Origin of the sequence: Halomonas sp. 72, from assembly GCF_052379785.1 — a bacterium.
GTDB classification, from domain to species: Bacteria; Pseudomonadota; Gammaproteobacteria; order Pseudomonadales; family Halomonadaceae; genus Vreelandella; species Vreelandella citrativorans.
The window spans coordinates 43,757-61,412 of record NZ_JBQSYY010000009.1; the positions used below are offsets into that span (position 1 = coordinate 43,757).

Consider the following 17,656-nt stretch of genomic DNA (forward strand, 5'->3'; position numbering starts at 1 on the left):
GTGGGCAGAAAAAAGGAATAAACAATGAGGGAACGCTACTTATGTCACGTCGCCTTGCTGTGTATTCAACGTGCTGTACCGCAGTGGGTCAACCGGTGCATGCTCACTCTGCTGGGCACTCTGACGTTAGGTCTTACAGGCTGCACGGGTGATAGGTCTATTCTAGACCCCGCTGGGCAAGCTGCACGCGATGTGGTCCTAATCTGGTGGATAATGCTGACATTTGCCACAGTGGTGCTGATTGGCGTGGTGGCGTTATGGCTTTATACCTTCAAACGTAAATACCAGGAACGTACGCCTCAAGAGGAGCGCAAAATTGCTCGCCGTTGGATTATTGGTGGGGGCATTTTACTGCCTGTTTTGAGCGTTACGGCATTACTTATTTTTGGGGTGCCGACTGGCAAGCGAATGTTGCCGCTACCGTTGGGCCAGCCCCCTGAAGTGATTGAGGTGATCGGCCATCAATGGTGGTGGGAAGTTCGCTACCCGGGAGCAGAAGGCGGAGAAGTCGTCACCGCGAACCAGCTCATCATGCCTGCGGGGGAACCTGTAGATTTTCACGTTACCTCCGCCGATGTTATTCACTCCTTTTGGATACCCAGGCTAGGTGGCAAGATCGATATGCTACCCGGGCGCACCAATGTTATTCGTCTTGAGGCCGATGCGCCGGGCGTCTTTGGTGGTCAGTGCGCGGAGTTTTGCGGTGCTCAGCATGCGAATATGGAGTTTTACGTTGAAGCCGTAGAACGTGAAGTGTATGACGCGTGGCTCGCTGAACGGCAGGAAGAGCGCTTGGCCGAACTAGCACTTGCAAATGATGACTTTGCCCAAGCGCGGGATGAGTTTGCATCTACCTGTGCCAGCTGCCATAGCGTTGCTGGGCTCTCTGCCTCCACTATTGGGCCTGATCTTTCTGATGTTGGTGCGCGCTATACCCTGGGCGCGGGCACGCTCCCCATGGAGGAGGGCGCTATTCACTACTGGTTGGAAAATCACCAAACGCTTAAGCCGAGTAACAAAATGCCATCTCATAACTATATGGATACTGCCACCTTGGAGTCCCTGGGTGCTTGGCTGGAGACCTTGGCCCCATGACAACGATTGATCGCGACGCAACTGGCCCTGAAGACCTTCAAAAGTTACACAATGACCTTGCAGAGGTATGGGCAAATCCTCCTGGTTTAAAAGCGTTAACCATAGTTAACCACACCACGCTTGGCCTTCGATTTATGGTCACCGGGATGGCCTTCTTTCTGTTTGGCGGCATTTTGGCGATGCTGATTCGCACGCAGATTGCGACACCCGATCAAGGCTTTTTAACGCCCGAAATCTATAGTCAAGTTACCACCATGCACGGCACGGTGATGATGTTTTTGTTCGCCATCCCCATTTTGGAAGGCTTGGCGATCTATATGATCCCCAAGATGATTGGCGCGCGTGACCTGGTGTGCCCGCGGTTAACCGCGCTGGGCTACTGGTGTTATCTGTTTGGCGGCATCATTCTTTCTTTCAGCATGGTGCTGGAAATGGCGCCGGACAGCGGCTGGTTTATGTACACGCCGCTTAGCAGTAGCGAGTATTCGCCAGGCCTCGGCTCCGATTTCTGGCTGTTGGGGATCACCTTCGTTGAGATTTCGGCGCTTTCAGCCGGGGTAGAGTTGGTGGTTTCCATTCTACGAACCCGTACTCAAGGGATGGCGCTGCACAAGATGCCGCTGTTTGCGTGGTACATTTTGGCCATGGCGCTGATGATTGTGGTGGGGTTTCCGCCCCTTATTCTGGGCAGTATCTTGCTAGAGCTTGAGCGTGCTGTAGGCATGCCATTTTTCGACATCGCAGGCGGCGGCGACCCGGTACTCTGGCAGCACCTGTTCTGGCTATTTGGCCACCCAGAGGTTTACATCATCTTTCTGCCGGCTGCCGGCATTGTTTCGACGCTGATTCCCGTCTTCGCCGGTCGGCCTATCGTAGGCTACGGCTGGGTTGTATTCGCCATTACCGTGATGGGATTTATTAGCTTTGGGCTATGGGTCCACCACATGTTTACGGTGGGCATCCCCCAACTGGCTCAGGCATTTTTCTCAGCTGCCAGTATGCTGGTGGCGATACCTACTGGTATTCAAATCTTTGCCTGGTTGGCCACACTGTGGCTTGGTAAACCCAAAATGAAACTCCCGATGCTATGGATCGTCGGATTTTTGGTCATTTTTGTGTGCGGTGGTTTAACCGGCGTTATGTTGGCGCTAGTGCCCTTTAACTGGCAGGTGCATGACACGCACTTTGTCGTGGCGCATATGCACTATGTACTGGTAGGCGGCATGCTTTTCCCGTTAATGGCCGGGCTTTACTACTGGTTGCCGCTCTTTTCAGGGCGGATGCCCTCTGAAACGATTGGCAAATGGGGCTTCTGGCTGGTGTTTATCGGCTTCAATGCCACCTTTTTGATTATGCACTGGACAGGTCTTTTGGGAATGCCCCGGCGGGTTTATACCTATGACACGGGATTGGGCTGGGATATTTTTAACTTGCTGTCTTCCATCGGCGGGTTTGTGATGTCGGCAGGGTTCGCCATGGTGCTGATTGATATCGCGCTGCACTTTCGCTACGGCAAACCCGCCAAAACCAATCCATGGAATGCGGATACACTGGAGTGGGCCAATAAACTGCCACCGACTCCCTATAACTTTGTCAGCTTGCCTCCTATTGAAACACGTCACCCACTTTGGGAGCACCCTGAGTTGCCGCAGGAGATGGAAGAAGGCAAACACGGCCTGGCCTCAGCAGACCACGGCCGCCGCGAGATGTGGGGCACCGATCCGCTAACCGGCAAAGTGCGTGAAGTTATTCATGTGCCCAGTAACTCCTGGTGGCCGCTTTTTGCTGCTATGGCGCTGGCGATAGTGTGTATCAGCCTGTTATTGCGCTGGTACCCGTTGGCCGGTTTGGGGGCAGTGGTGGCGGTCGTTTTCCTGCTGCGCTGGTCGTGGGAGAACGGGGCCCATCCTAAAGCGGCACCTAACGCTAATGTTACGCCTGGCGACCCACCACTGCACTCCCGAACCATGGATGGCCCCGGCGTTTGGGCCATGACAACCGCAATGATCGCCAATGGATCTTTTTTCCTATCTTATCTATTTGGCTGGTTTTATCTGTGGACGATATCGCCTGAATGGCGGATGCCCGAGACATCGCCGCTTTCCTTAATAGCGCTTGTCATCGCGGGTGGCGCATTACTGGGTGGTGCGGCGTTAATGGAGAAGAGCGTACGAGGACTGCGTAAGCAACAAGAGCGTGGCTTGGCATTTAACTTTTACGGCGCCGCGCTATTGGGCGGCATTCAGTTTGCGCTGATTTTATGGGTAATGGTACGCGCTAACCTGGCGGTTACTGAAACGTCGCATGATGCAATTCTGATGGTAGGCCTCTACTACGCGCTGCTGCATAGCGCCTTGGGGGCGGTACTTTCCCTGCTCCAGGGCTTACGTGTTGGTTATCGCTATGTGGGATTGCATGCGCCGTTTGAACCGGTAGTCGTCGCTTATTTCTGGCGCTATAACGTGGTGGTGTTCTGGATATTGGTTATTGCGCTGGCCGTGTTACCGCGCGTGATTGGAGGCTAAGCGATGAAAGCAATCGTGCAGCGATTAAATCTTACTCATCCGGGCCATTTTGTAGGTGGGTTGACGCTTTGGAGCATCTGGTTTGTCGCCATTTACGGCGGGCTATCGGTTGCCTGTGCCCTGGTGCCGCCTGAGCCTGACCAAGGTGCATTTAACCATATCAATATCACTCTGCTGTTGCTGAGCCTGATAACCGCCGTGTTATTGGCCGGGCTTGCCTGGGGGTGTTTTCAGGAAGCGAAACAACATAAAGGGCGGCAGCACTTTAATGCCTTTGTGTCCGCATGGCTATACGTGTTTTCTGCCTTGGGCGTGGTGTTTGTCGCCGGGCCGATGGTTGGCTTACCGCCTTGTCTGTAAGCGGTAAAGAGCCACCGATGCAGGCGCAGGGGGAGCCAAGCGCCAAAGAAGCGCTGTACACGCTAAACGGCATGTGGTGCACCAGTTGTGCGCTCGCCGTGGAGGGCGTGCTTAGCCACCGAAAGGGGATTGAGAGCATCAGCGTTCACTACCCAACCGCCACGCTATGGGTAAAAGGAGCTGCTGAGGCTATCTCGCTCGACACGTTGGCCCCTGGAGTAAAACGCCTGGGCTACCGATTAACCGAGCTGGAAGCTGGTGCGGACGCGCATGCGCGCCTTGAGCAGGAAAGCCGCTATTTGAGTTTACGCCTGCTGGTGGGGGCCGTGTTTGGCATGTGGACCATGTTGGCATCTCTTTTAATTTACGCAGGAGCGTTGCCCAACCCAACGATTGAGTGGGTCGTCGCTTGGGTGTCGGGGGCATTTTCTATTCCCGTTGTGACTTTTGCCGGGTGGCCGTTTTATCGAGCAGGCCTGCGCACGCTGCGTGCCAAACGTCCGGGCATGGACGTGCTGGTTACCCTCGGCGTTTGGTCTGCGGTCGTGGTGTCGTTCGGACTTTTGTGGCGCGGCTCTGCCGAGGTGTATTTCGATACGGCCGTCATGCTCATTGTGCTTTTGCTAGGCGGGCGGCTAGTGGAAACGCTGTGTCGTCATCGCGGGTTAAAAGCCCTTGATGTCCTGCCCCAACCAAAGGGTGAGGCGCTGGTGTGGGAGGGCGCCAAGTGGCAGGTGAAACCCTTGGCTGAGGTGCTGCCGAGTGCCAGCGTAATGCTCACGCCAGGTGAGTTTATTGCGCTGGACGGCATTTTAGAAGAGGCCGCGTGGGTGGATACCGCATCGCTGACAGGGGAGAGCACACCTCGCCACTTTCCTAAAGGCGAGCCAATTTATGCCGGCTGTCGGTTACTAGGCAGCGATGATGTCACTATGACGGTCACTCATGCCTTGGGCGATCGGCGTCTGGACCGTCTCCGCGACCAAATGCGCCACTATCAGACGCAAAAGGGCGAGCTGCAAAAACTCGCCGACCGCTTTGCTGCCTGGTTAAGCCCCGTGGCGTTGATACTGGGGTTAGCTACTCTGCCGGTTGGGCTATTGTTGGGGCTTGGCCTTGAAGATGCCGCCGTTCGAGCGCTTTCAGTTCTGGTAGTCGCATGCCCCTGCGCCGTAGGTTTGGCCGTGCCACTGGCAAGCCTCGCGGGGAGCGGCCGACTGTTAAACCAGGGGATCGCCTTGCGCGACCCAGCAGCGCTTGAAACGCTGGCGAGAGTAAAAACCATTGCCCTGGATAAAACCGGCACGTTAACGAAGGGCGAACCGGTGCTAGTAAACTGGGTAGGCCGCGAAGGGATGACCGAGCCAGCGGTTAAAGCCACGTTGTATCAAGTGGCAGCCAACAGCCAGCATCCCTTGGCCCAAGCGCTCAAGCGTTGGGCGGGTTCTGACCCGGCATACGTGCCTCGGCAAGCCCAGGTGATAGAAGAGGTGCCTGGGCAAGGGGTTCATCTTCACTTGCCAGAACATGGCGATATTTGGCTAGGCAGCCAGCGCTTTTTAACTCGTCAGGGTATTGAGCTACCTGAACATGAAACGGATACCTCACTTGCCGCCTCTGAAGTGGTACTTGCGGACGCCTTGGGCTGGCTAGGCAGCTTCTACCTTGAAGATACGCCGTATGAGGATGCCGCGCCGAGTATTCAATCACTGCAAGCCGATTACTGGGTGGTCATGCTGAGTGGAGATAGGCCTGGCGCCGTTGAGGCGGTGGCTGAGCGCCTTGGGCTGGTGCCGAATGCATGTTTTGCAGAGCGTTCGCCGGAGGCGAAAGCCCGCTTGGTTCAGGGGCTGCCAGGGCCTACGCTGTTTGTGGGCGATGGGGTTAATGACACCTTAAGCCTGACGGCCGCCGATATTGGGGCAGCCCCTTTCAACGCCAGTGATGCCGCCCGTGAAGGTGCAGCTGCGCATTTACTGAAACCGGGTGTTTCTAGCCTGGTTGAGGGGCTTGCCACTGCTCAGGCAACTCGGCGTGTCATGTTGCAGAATTTAACCCTGTCGGCCGTCTATAATACGCTAGCACTGGGCTTGGTGATCGTGATGGCCATCCCCCCGCTGGTGGCGGTACTGGCCATGGTCGCCAGTTCATTAAGCGTTACGCTGAATGCTGCTCGGCTTGCCTGGCGTGATTGAGCATCTGAACCAGCAGGCAATCAAAACGAGATCGAGGGATAACCCAGTGCCTCGGCCAGCCGTTTTGCCTGATTTTTGACCCAGGAAGGGTCAATTGGCCCCCAACTGATAATCCGGTATTCACCACTGTTATGGCGCTCGCCTTGGGTTGGTTGAAACTGGCATTCAATGTCCAGTTCGGCAAGTGACGCAATCGTATCCTGAGCCGTACGACGCGGCATGCCGCAGGCGCTTACGAGCGCAGGTACGCTAGCGACGCCCTGGTCGATCAGGTAAGCCACGTAAAGACGTCGATAAAAGCTGGATTTTGTCTTGCTGAGAGAGTCGGTCATAAAATCTACCGTGTGAATGTCTTATAAATGAGCGCGGACTAAAGCATACTGAACGTCCTCTGCCACAGCCACCGTTTAATACGTATGCCTACTCTCTTTAAAGACGTCATGCCGCATGCGTTAACGCAGACGATTGATGCGCTGCACACGGTGAGCTTCACCTCACAGCTGACGGCGCTTCTCAAAACCATTATCCACTTTGACTGTGCGGTGATCATTGGGTACCGGCCTGATAAACACCCTATCTACCTGTTCGATTCCATTCCCGAGCGCCGTGAGCTGCTTTTTCAGCGTTACTTGCTACAGGATTACCAGCAGGACCCTTTTCTGGTAGCGCTCGACCAGGCACCGCGCCAAGGTGTGCTGTGTATGGCCGATGTGGTACCGCCTGCCGGGTATAACGAGTATGCCAGCAACTTCTATCAGCGAACCGGCTGGCAGGGTGAACTTTGTCTCGCCATTCGTCTGGATGATGCCCGCTGGATAGTTATCTACTTGGGATTGTTGGCGGAGAGTGGCGGGTTTTCTTCCTCCGATGCCCACTACCTTGAGCTGTATATTGAGCTGCTGGCCGCGCTGTGCCGCAAACAGTGGGGCAATAATCCGCTGTATCTTTCTGAGCCTTTGCAGCCCGATCAGCCGATTAGCCAGCACATTCACCAGGCCATTGGCAGCTTTGGGCAGGCGCATTTAACCCACCGTGAACAGCAGGTGGCTGCCTTGATGGTGCAGGGCCTGGATTCCGAAGAGATTGCCGAGCGCCTGCAGATCACCCAAGGTACGGTCAAGAATCACCGCAAACGTATTTACGCCCAGCTGGGTGTGGCGTCGTTAAGCGAGATCTTTGGCCTGTTTATCAATCATGCCATTACCGCACCGCCCGTCACCCAATCCTGATTTCTATCCCTTTAGGGATATCGCGGATTGCGCCGCCAACTTTTAGCCTATGACCATCTTCTCTAATGGCTAAAAAGGCGAGCATGATGACTGTACAGGCATTGCTTCACGACCTTGAACGGCGTGGTTTGATTGCGCAGACAACTCACCTGGATGAGCTTCAGGCTCTGCTCGAATCACCGCAGACCGTTTACTGCGGTTTTGACCCCACGGCGGGCAGCCTGCATATCGGGCACTTGGTGCCCTTATTGATGCTCAAACGCTTTCAGGATGCCGGCCACCAAAGTGTGGCGTTGGTCGGGGGGGCCACCGGCTTGATTGGTGATCCCAGCTTCAAGGCGGCGGAGCGTTCGCTTAACTCTCCCGAAACGGTTGAGGGTTGGGTTAACGCCTTAAGCGAACAGATTTATTGGTTGATGGCCCCGCACCTCGAAGCGCCCCTGAAAGCGGTTAATAATGCAGAGTGGATTGGCCAGATTAGCGTGATCGACTTCTTTCGCGATGTGGGCAAACACTTCTCGATGAATGCGATGATTAACCGTGAATCCGTTCGTCAGCGTCTTGAACGGCCTGACCAGGGCATGTCGTTTACTGAATTCAGCTATGCGCTGCTGCAATCCTATGACTTTGCCCACCTCAACAAGACGTTGGGCTGCCGGTTACAAGTGGGTGGCAACGACCAGTGGGGCAATATCGTCAGTGGTATCGACCTCACACGCCGCCTGAACGGCGAGCAGGTGTTCGGTATGACGCTGCCGTTGATCACCAAATCCGACGGTACCAAATTCGGTAAAACGGAAAGCGGCACGGTATGGCTCGACCCGGAACAGACCTCGCCTTACCAGTTTTACCAGTTCTGGTTGAATACGGATGATGCTGACGTTTACCGTTTTTTACGCTATTACACGTTCATGGATTGCGATCACATCGACGCAATCGAAGCAGAAGACAAGCAGGCCGCTGGCAAGCCCCAAGCGCAGCGTGTACTTGCTGAAACCATTACCCGCTTTGTGCATGGCGAGGAGGGGCTGGCTGCTGCTCAGCGTATTTCCCAGGCGCTGTTCAGTGGTGAAGTAGCTGCGCTCTCATGTAGTGAGCTACAGCAACTTGAACTTGATGGGCTACGCTGCCAAGACGTAGCGTTTGGACAGACGCTGGAAGAAGCTATGGTGGCAAGCGAACTCGCCTCATCCAGGCGGCAGGCCCGTGAATTGATTGACCAGAACGCTGTACGTATCAATGGCGAGCGCGCCGAGCAAGGGCAGCTAAGTCAAGCATTCGCGCTTTTTGACCAATACTGGATCGTACAAAAAGGTAAAAAGCACTTTCGATTGTTCAAGCGTGGGTAACTTACATGGGATGCCGTTTCCAGGAAGTAGCAGCATTCGCTTGATGTTGCCCATTGTGAACAACCTCTCTTCGATCCAATACCGTTCGCTCTAACACGATAGTGCCACGCCGTTGTCACGCCTATGTCACTTATAGACGCCACTCTTTGCAGGAGTGGGTGGGTTATACGTGCGTTCTTCCTTCCAAGAGGATGTGGCAATGGCCGAAAATATCAATAGTGCTGTGCAAGAGGTCTTACCAAGCCAGGGTCGCAGAATAAAAGTCCGGCGCAAGGGCACGCTAAGGCAGTGGCTCACGCTTGCATTGCTGGTGTATTTCCTGATCTGTGCCGTATCCATCATAGGTAATGGCTTTAAGATTGCCGCGGGCGGCCATGCCGCTCAGTTGTTTGAATTTGCCACCAACCCCTTTGTTGGTTTGATGATTGGGATTGTCGCGACGGCCCTGATACAGTCATCTTCAACCGTTACTTCTGTTATCGTGGCGTTTGTGGCGGGTGGCCTGCCTGTCGCTATGGCGGTGCCCATGATTATGGGGGCCAATATTGGTACTACTGTTACCAATACATTGGTAAGTCTGGGCCATGTACGTGATAAAGCCGAGTTTAGGCGGGCGTTCTCTGCCGCAACGGTGCATGACTTTTTTAACTTGCTGGCCGTGGCGATTTTTCTGCCCATTGAGCTTATTTTTCATCCGCTTGAAAAGCTGTCGAACGCTACGGCGTTTCTGTTTTACGGTGATGCTGACCTTTCCATGGGTAGTATTAATATTGTTGGGATGGCAACAAAGCCGATTACCTCTTCGGTTGAAAGTGTCGCCATGAACCTGCCCACGATTGCCGGTGGCGTTGCCATGATTATTTTTGGTATTGCCGTGATTTTTTTAGCGATTCGTTATATCGGCGCACTGCTGAGAGTATTGATGGTAGGGCAGGCAAAAAACATTATGCATAACGCCATTGGACGTGGCCCCGTCGCCGGTATTGCTTCTGGTGCTGTGGTGACGTTTTTAGTCCAGTCTTCCTCTACCACCACAAGCTTAATGGTGCCGTTAGCTGGGTCAGGCGCATTCTCTTTACGTCAGATTTACCCTTTTACATTGGGCACCAATATTGGCACGACGTTTACCGCGCTACTTGCTGCCACCGCAATCACTGGGGCAACTGCCATACTGGCGCTGGAAATCGCACTGGTTCACCTCTTCTTTAATTTATTTGCGGTTGTGGTGATTTTTGGCCTACCGTTTTTAAGACCACTGCCTGTTAAGGGTGCCGAGTGGCTAGGCCGTGCCGCCTCAGAAAGAAAAGCACTCGCCGCTGCTTGGGTATTAGGCGTATTTATTGCCGTGCCAGCTATCCTGATTGCGCTCACCACGCTGTTTTGAGGAAACACCCATGACCCATCAACACGAGCTAGTATCAACATCGACCGCTGAACTCAAGGCCATGCTGGATGACTCTTCCGAGCTCATTGAAGAAATAAGAGAAGAAATTGCACAAAGAGAAGCGCAAGAGCGCGAACTAGAACCTTTCGATACGCTGATTAAAGAAGCACGACCCAAAATGAACGAAATTCGTAGTTTCTTTACGTTAGTGCTTAATGAGCTACGCCACCGGCCTAAATAAGCGTTACGAATAGCGAAAGCAACAAAGGCTACTCCTTTAGGTATTTGTTTGACACTTTCAGTAAGCTGAGAGTATGTCAGGCAAATGCCTTTTTATGGGACCTGTTAGATCATGCCATACTGTATTTTCATGTCTTGACTATATTCCATTATAGCACTGTTGTTTATTCGTCAGCACAAATGGTTGCTTGTTGAATATTTATCTTTCTAATTCTTGGTCGAGTCACCCAGTATTCATTAAATGATGGCTGGATAAAATACCTTTTTCACTCATGATACCTTATTGTAAAACAGTGGCTTAAGTTGTTTTTATTGAGTGGTCATATCGTGCTATGGCCTTGAAGATAATCCTATACCGTTGTGTAGATTAATATGGGAGCCATTGTTTGGATGTTTGTAGCGTCAAGGTTTTTAATCTATTGATGAGTTGGTATATTTTCTTATACTCGTTATTAAACCACTTTTCTACCCGTTGGGTGCTATGAGAAAGAGATGTCACGCCTTGGTTGGTAATATTTTTAGCATTTTCAAATGGATAGACGTTTGCTGGCGAAATAATTTTTTAAATCATACTTACGATTTTTCATTTTTAAGATTTTGTCATAGACTAAAAGCACCATCTATGTAGGTATAGTAAATGTTGATGGTTTGGTAGGGTGGTTTTAGCTGATCTTTGAGCAGTAAACGTGATCCATATAAAAAAACTGGGGGTAGTACGATGGATGTCAAAGGGTTAAATGCACGTAATGATAATGACGATGTATATGCATCAATTGACTTGGCGACATCGTTGCCGAAATCCGGGTTTCCCGATGAGGAACGGAATCCTCACAATGTATTTAGCGCCATTCGTGACGAATTAATGCTTGATGGAAATTCCCGCCAGAACCTGGCAACATTTTGCCAAACGTGGGTTGATGATGAAATTCGTAATTTGATGGATCTTTCAATCGATAAAAACATGATCGATAAAGATGAATATCCACAAACTGCGGAGATCGAAGCACGCTGCGTTAGGATGTTAGCAGATCTCTGGAACTCACCCTCGCCAGAAACAACCATGGGATGCTCGACGATTGGCTCTTCAGAAGCCGCAATGCTTGGCGGGCTAGCGCTTAAGTGGCAATGGCGGAAAAAACGTGCGGCAGAAGGGTTGCCCACTGATAAACCAAATATGATTTGTGGGCCAGTACAAATTTGCTGGCACAAATTTGCCCGTTATTTTGATGTTGAACTGCGTGAAATTCCGCTGGAAGGCGATCGCTTGATTATGAGCCCAGAGGAAGTTATCAAACGCGTTGATGAAAATACGATTGGCGTCATACCAACGCTGGGCGTTACCTTTACTTGCCAATACGAGCCAGTAAAAGCTGTCAGCGATGCGCTGGATCAATTGCAACAAGAAACCGGCCTGGATATTCCTATGCACGTTGACGGTGCCAGTGGGGGCTTCTTGGCTCCGTTCTGCGCGCCAGATCTAGTGTGGGACTTCCAACTCCCGAGAGTAAAGTCCATTAACACGTCTGGCCACAAATTTGGGCTTGCACCTTTGGGAGCTGGCTGGGTGGTCTGGCGTGAAGCAATAGACTTGCCCGAAGAGCTCATTTTTAACGTTAACTATCTCGGCGGTGATATGCCGACATTCGCGCTCAATTTTTCGCGCCCCGGCGGGCAAATCATTGCGCAGTACTACAACTTCCTGCGACTTGGCCGTGAAGGTTACGCCAAAATCCATAATGCCTGTTACGCTACCGCGCAGCATATTGCAGATGAGATTAGTAAACTAGGCCCCTTCGAAATCCTCTTTGATGGGAACAGCAATGAAGGTATTCCTGCGTTGGCATGGAAGCTGAAAGAGGGAGCAAATATTGGCGGTTATACGCTCTATGACCTGGCCGACAAATTACGCTCGCGCGGCTGGCAAGTCCCTGCTTATTCTATGCCAGCTCACCGTGAAGACTTGGTTATCCAGCGTATCCTTGTTCGTCATGGGGTGAGCTACGATCTAGGCTGCTTGTTAATTGAAGATATGAAGCGAGCACTTCAGCATTTTGAAGATCATCCCGTGGTTAATCCACTATCAGAAGATGAAGCCAGCGGCTTTAATCATTCCTGATTTGAGACTCTTTGGTTGTTAGGGCGGCTAGACATCGCCGCTCTAATTAGCGAATAAAAGAATGACGGATTAATAATTCGTTTCTTCGGGGAATAAATATGGATAATACACAATCGACAGCCGCGCCAAAGCAGCTTTCGTTATTGGGTTTCTTCGCGATAACGGCTTCAATGGTAATGGCGGTATATGAATATCCTACCTTTGCAACATCGGGTTTCTCGTTGGTCTTCTTTCTTATTCTTGGTGGGGTTCTGTGGTTTATTCCGGTAGGGCTTTGCGCGGCAGAAATGGCGACGGTTAAAGGCTGGGAAGAGGGCGGGGTTTTTACGTGGGTATCCAAAACGCTAGGTGAACGATGGGGATTTGCGGCAATCTCCTTTGGCTATTTGCAAATTGCTGTCGGCTTTATTCCTATGCTTTACTTCGTGCTAGGCGCACTCTCTTATATTCTTAATTGGCCTGCACTGAATAGCGACCCGATAGTCAAAACGATTGCGGCGTTGATTATATTGTGGGGATTAGCGTTAACTCAGTTTGGCGGTACCAAGAATACGGCGCGGATTGCAAAGCTAGGCTTTTTTGCAGGTATTCTACTGCCCGCTTTTATCTTAATTGGGCTTGCAGTTTTGTATCTTCGCTCAGGTGCGCCGGTCGCTATTGAAATGAGTGCACAGACGTTTTTCCCCACCTTTGGTAGTATGAGTACCTTGGTAGTGTTTGTCGCTTTTATACTGAGTTATATGGGGGTTGAAGCGTCGGCGACTCATGTCAATGAGATGAAAAACCCTGGTCGTGACTATCCTCTCGCCATGTTATTTCTTATGGTTTCTGCCATTCTCTTAAGTTCTCTCGGTGGGTTGACGATTGCATCTGTTATTCCTCACGAGCAAATCAACTTATCTGCGGGCGTGATGCAAACGTTCAGTGTGTTGATTAACCACTTTGGCAGCCATTTTGAATGGGCTATTCGGATTATTGCTGCGCTGCTATTGCTGGGCGTGCTGGCTGAAATAGCCGCATGGATTGTTGGACCATCACGCGGCATGTTGGTAACCGCGCAGCAGGGTATATTGCCGGCGCGTTTTGCTAAAGTAAACAAGAACGGCGTGCCGGTGGCGTTGGTTATTTCTCAGCTAACCATTACAACTATCGCATTGATTATTCTGACGAATACGGGGGGAGGAAATAATATGTCCTTCCTGATTGCACTAGCGCTAACCGTCGTTATCTATCTGTGCAGCTACTTTATGCTATTTCTGGCTTACATTACCCTTGTTCGAAAACAGCCTGAAAATCAACGTACCTTCAATATCCCTGGCGGTAACAAAATAAAAATTACCGTTGCAGTAGTGGGGTTACTTACTTCTTTAGTTGCTTTTGTCGTCTCCTTCTTCCCTCCCACGGGGTTGCCAGGAAAAGAGTCTAACGAAGTGTATACCGGTTTGCTGATCGGCTGTTTCCTTGTAGTGCTATCGATTCCGTTTATTATTTATGGAGTGCATAATAAAAGCGCTGCGCCAAAAAACCTTAAACTACACCATATCAAGCCCCATACCGCGCCCGAAGGTCACTACTTTATTCATCCCAAAGCCCGCAGTACGCATCACATCACTGTTGATGGAGAAAAGCTGCATTGATGAACCATGGGAGGATGTTTAGAAAGGTCGTCATTAGATTTTAAGCAGAGCTATGACGAATAGCGAAAAACAGTAGTATTAATCACTTAGGCATTTGCTTGGCACTTTCAGTAAGCTGAGAGTATGTCAGGCAAATGCCTTTTTCATGGGCTTTAATAAAAAAGCTCGCCCTGAGCGTTGGGCGGGCGAAAGTCTCGGGTATTCAGCCCTTGCTCGGTACGAGATTGAAAGTTCCACTGGCGGCTGGCGCGATTAAAGCGTTGTGCAATCATATCGGCAAAAATACCTTCGCCGCGAAAGCGCTTACCGAACTGAGCGTCGTAGGCCTTGCCGCCCCGGCATTGGCGAATCAGGCTCATTACCTTGGCCGCACGCTCGGGGTAATGGGCTTCCAGCCAGGCTTCAAAAAGAGGAGCGACTTCATGGGGTAAGCGCAGCAGCATCCAGGACGCCGTTCGTGCGCCAGCACGGCTGGCGGCCTCAAGAATCCGCTCTATTTCATGATCCGTTAATCCGGGGATGACCGGAGAAACAAGCGTTCCGACGGGAATGCCAGCAGTATTCAGCTCACGGATAACTTTTAAACGCGCTTGAGGAGAGGCCGCACGAGGTTCCAGCGTGCGTTTCATATTGGCGTCTAGGCTGGTCAGGCTAATAAATACGCGCACCAGGCGGTGTTCGGCCATCTCAGCCAGCAGATCCATATCCCGTAACACTAACGTGCTTTTGGTCACAATAGTGACTGGATGGCGGCAAGCCAATAATAGCTCAAGCAACTGGCGCGTTAAGTGGCGCTTGGCTTCTAGTGGCTGGTAACAATCGGTATTACCAGAGAGATTGATTGGTCGGCAGACGTATCCAGGCTTGCAAAACTCCTCACTTAATTGCTCCACCAGGCCATTTTTGGCAATCAGCCTGGTTTCAAAATCAAGCCCCGGGGACAGATCCCAATAGGCATGAGAAGGGCGGGCATAGCAGTAAACACAGCCATGTTCGCAACCTCGGTAAGGGTTCAATGAGCGATCAAAAGGCAAGTCTGGCGACCGGTTCCAGGAAAGCGCACTCTTACTGGTTTCTTCGCGTACTTCAGTTGCCCGTGTGGGGGAAGTCTCTTCGCGCCACCATCCGTCGTCTTCTGCCACGCTATGGGTTGGGGCAAAGCGGTTGTGCGGGTCATAGGTTGCCCCGCGGCCTTTGTGCACGGGAGGCCGTATTGGTGATTTGCCGAGAGACGCCATACGCCTGCCTCTTTCTATATTTGTGTATATATATACAGTATATGCGTTGTGACCAAGCGTGCAAGCGTTACTCAGGAGAAACCCGCAATGAACAGTTTTACGGATCGGCTACTGATTGCGATTCATGTTTATTAGAAATAATTGACTTACCTTCATTAGCAGTCATGAAAATGACATTTTTAGGCGCTACGATTTGTTGGATATCAAATTAGCTAAATTTATTTTAGGGATGAAAATGAAGAACTTTACGCGCAACGCACTCACGTTGGCACTGGCATCGGTCATGGCTACGCCGGTATTAGCGCAGGAAAATACAGCTAAGAACGTTATTTTGATGATCACCGACGGTACCGGTATCGAGACGTTCCGTGCGGCAAGTTACTTCCGTCACGGCGCGCTGGGCCATGAAGTTTATGATGAGTTTGACACACAGCTTTTCATGGCAACGCATCCGTTAAACACCTCTACCACGCCCACCAAGAGTGATGACGGTACGGTTACGTTTGAACCAGCCGAGCTCTGGAACGACGAGGCGGTAGATACCGTTTACGAAGGTAGCCTGGGTAACTACAAGGGCTACTTTGCCGGTTACGACTACGCTCGGGCTGATTACACCGACAGCGCGGCAGCGGCAACGGCGCTGGCTTCAGGCCATAAGTCCTATAACAGCGCCATCAACTGGTCCAACGATGATGAGCCGCTTAAGCATATTGGCGAATACACTGTTGATAGCGGCCGCGCTCTGGGTGTTGTCTCATCGGTGCAGGTCTCCCACGCGACGCCTGCCGGTTTCATGGCCCATAACGTAAGCCGCAACGACTATAGAGCCATTGGCCGCGAAATTGTCGATTCTGGCCTTGCCACTGTCGCCATCGGTACCGGGCACCCCTATTACGATGCAGCCGGCGAGCATGTCGATAACCCCGGTGAGAGCGATTTCCGCTTTATCGGTGGCGAAGAGACCTACCAGCGCTTGGTAGGCGGCGAAACGGATTACGCCTTTATCGAAAGCAAGGACGATTTTGAAGCTCTGGCTGCTGGTGAGTTGGATCTTCCCAAGGACAAAGTACTGGGCCTGGTGCAGAACATTCAGACGCTGCAATACAGCCGCCCCGGCGTAACCGGCGGTAATCTACTGGATACGTCACCAAGCCTTGCCACACTGACGGGAGGCGCTTTGAACGTGCTCAATGCCAGTGAAAACGGCAACGAAAATGGCTTTTTCCTGATGGTTGAGGGTGGCGCTGTGGATTGGGCTGCTCACGCTAACAACCTGCCGCGTATTATCGAAGAGCAAATCGACTTCAACGAAGCTGTGGAAGCGGCCGTTGAGTGGGTAGAAAACAACAGTTCCTGGGACGATACCTTGATCATTGTAACGACTGATCACGGTAACGGTTTGCTTCAAGGTCCTGACTCTGATGTGAATGCCTATAGCCCGATCGTTAATCAGGGTGCTGGCGCGCTACCCTTGGTACGTTGGCATTCCGATACCCACACGCGTGAGCTGGTACCGTTGTATGCCCACGGCGCAGGCGCTGAGTTCTTCTTTGACATTGCTCAGGCAGAAGACGGTCTTTCCCGCTATGAAGTAGACGAAGACAGCCACTACTGGATCGACAACACCGACGTATTCCGCGCGGGCCTAAACGCTTTCGGTATCGAAGCTGAATAAATAGGCAAGTATAGCAAGTACAACAGAGCCGCCTTCGGGTGGCTCTGTTCCGTTGGTAACCACTGACTGATATCACTTCGCCAACGACCATCCACTCACTACCCCGAAAAGAGTCAGATATGAAGCTTCATAACACGCTTTCACTGCTGTTAATGACAACACTAGCCAGCACGTCAGCATTTGCACTTAATGCTGAGCGCGCGCCCACCGCCAGTGGTCACGCCTATGCTGAGCCTTATAAAGCCGTTCGCAAAGAGGGCGTTTTACATATTGAAGTACGTTTCGTGACGGACTACCCAGGTTACTCTGGTGAGATCATTTATGACGATATCCCGCTAGATCGAATTGACGGGAAGATCTACGCCGAGTTCGGCGACCAGTCGTTCTCGCTGCTGCGTGAAGATGGAGGTGTGGTCGCGCCAGACAGCTTGCGCCTGAGCTTTAACTACGAACCAGACAAGAACCCACGCGTAGGCACCTGGAAAGCCGATTTTGTCGCCCCCATGCACGACGTTAACGAAGTCATGCTGTTCATGCCTAATGTTGCGCCCATTGGTCCGATTGTCATTCGGGATCGTTAAACAACCGGTTCTACATCCGTCCGTTATACAGA

14 protein-coding genes are annotated in these 17,656 nt (G+C 51.8%); 12 read left to right on the top strand and 2 right to left on the bottom strand.

The features are described 5' to 3' along the window. Window positions 1-24: 24 nt before the first annotated feature. Genes coxB through ACT3T6_RS10290 form a run of 4 tightly spaced genes read left to right on the top strand, consistent with a single transcriptional unit; the run spans window position 25 to window position 6,175 of the window. Window positions 25-1,095 (top strand): cytochrome c oxidase subunit II, encoded by a 1,071-nt coding sequence (gene coxB, locus ACT3T6_RS10275; RefSeq protein ID WP_193055115.1) that lies wholly within the window; start codon window positions 25-27, stop codon window positions 1,093-1,095. Then, window positions 1,092-3,620 (top strand): cytochrome c oxidase subunit I, encoded by a 2,529-nt coding sequence (gene ctaD, locus ACT3T6_RS10280; protein WP_193055114.1) that lies wholly within the window; start codon window positions 1,092-1,094, stop codon window positions 3,618-3,620. Before coxB ends, ctaD begins: the two co-directional genes overlap by 4 nt. 3 nt (window positions 3,621-3,623) lie before the next feature. Beyond that, a complete protein-coding gene (locus tag ACT3T6_RS10285) occupies window positions 3,624-3,980 on the top strand; it encodes a hypothetical protein (RefSeq protein WP_193055113.1) in 357 nt (118 codons plus the stop codon). 17 nt (window positions 3,981-3,997) lie between these two features. Then, window positions 3,998-6,175, top strand: coding sequence for a heavy metal translocating P-type ATPase (locus tag ACT3T6_RS10290; protein ID WP_441674197.1), 2,178 nt, complete (start codon window positions 3,998-4,000; stop codon window positions 6,173-6,175). A gap of 20 nt (window positions 6,176-6,195) precedes the next feature. Here the strand turns inward: ACT3T6_RS10290 and ACT3T6_RS10295 are convergent, their stop codons facing one another. Further along, a complete protein-coding gene (locus ACT3T6_RS10295) occupies window positions 6,196-6,507 on the bottom strand; it encodes a winged helix-turn-helix domain-containing protein (RefSeq protein WP_193055112.1) in 312 nt (103 codons plus the stop codon). An 84-nt stretch (window positions 6,508-6,591) separates the two neighbouring features. Here ACT3T6_RS10295 and ACT3T6_RS10300 point away from each other — a divergent pair, with 84 nt between their 5' ends. The 6 genes from ACT3T6_RS10300 (at window position 6,592) to gadC (ending at window position 14,130) form a co-directional block, all read left to right on the top strand. Next, entirely contained in the window at window positions 6,592-7,404 is an 813-nt protein-coding gene (locus ACT3T6_RS10300) for a helix-turn-helix domain-containing protein (protein WP_226912136.1), read from the top strand. 86 nt (window positions 7,405-7,490) lie between these two features. Continuing rightward, on the top strand, window positions 7,491-8,753 hold the full coding sequence (tyrS, locus tag ACT3T6_RS10305) for a tyrosine--tRNA ligase (RefSeq protein ID WP_193055144.1): 1,263 nt from the start codon (window positions 7,491-7,493) through the stop codon (window positions 8,751-8,753). 199 nt (window positions 8,754-8,952) lie between these two features. Further along, complete coding sequence (locus ACT3T6_RS10310) at window positions 8,953-10,137, top strand: Na/Pi symporter (RefSeq protein WP_226912137.1); 1,185 nt, start codon at window positions 8,953-8,955, stop codon at window positions 10,135-10,137. A 10-nt stretch (window positions 10,138-10,147) separates the two neighbouring features. Further along, a complete protein-coding gene (locus ACT3T6_RS10315; RefSeq protein WP_193055111.1) occupies window positions 10,148-10,378 on the top strand; it encodes a hypothetical protein in 231 nt (76 codons plus the stop codon). Window positions 10,379-11,095: 717 nt separating this feature from the next. After that, window positions 11,096-12,493: a glutamate decarboxylase gene (locus ACT3T6_RS10320; protein ID WP_193055110.1), complete on the top strand. Its 1,398-nt coding sequence runs from the start codon at window positions 11,096-11,098 to the stop codon at window positions 12,491-12,493. A gap of 98 nt (window positions 12,494-12,591) precedes the next feature. Continuing rightward, on the top strand, window positions 12,592-14,130 hold the full coding sequence (gene gadC / locus ACT3T6_RS10325; protein WP_172118299.1) for a glutamate:gamma-aminobutyrate antiporter: 1,539 nt from the start codon (window positions 12,592-12,594) through the stop codon (window positions 14,128-14,130). 152 nt (window positions 14,131-14,282) lie between these two features. Here the strand turns inward: gadC and ACT3T6_RS10330 are convergent, their stop codons facing one another. Next, window positions 14,283-15,368, bottom strand: a complete 1,086-nt coding sequence (locus tag ACT3T6_RS10330; RefSeq protein WP_193055109.1) for a PA0069 family radical SAM protein — start codon at window positions 15,366-15,368, stop codon at window positions 14,283-14,285. Window positions 15,369-15,603: 235 nt separating this feature from the next. On the opposite strand from ACT3T6_RS10330, the gene ACT3T6_RS10335 reads away from it, so the two are divergent. Both ACT3T6_RS10335 and ACT3T6_RS10340 read left to right on the top strand, forming a co-directional pair. Further along, window positions 15,604-17,043: an alkaline phosphatase gene (locus ACT3T6_RS10335; protein WP_193055108.1), complete on the top strand. Its 1,440-nt coding sequence runs from the start codon at window positions 15,604-15,606 to the stop codon at window positions 17,041-17,043. Between the two features lie 119 nt (window positions 17,044-17,162). Then, entirely contained in the window at window positions 17,163-17,624 is a 462-nt protein-coding gene (locus ACT3T6_RS10340; RefSeq protein ID WP_193055107.1) for a hypothetical protein, read from the top strand. Window positions 17,625-17,656: the final 32 nt, after the last annotated feature.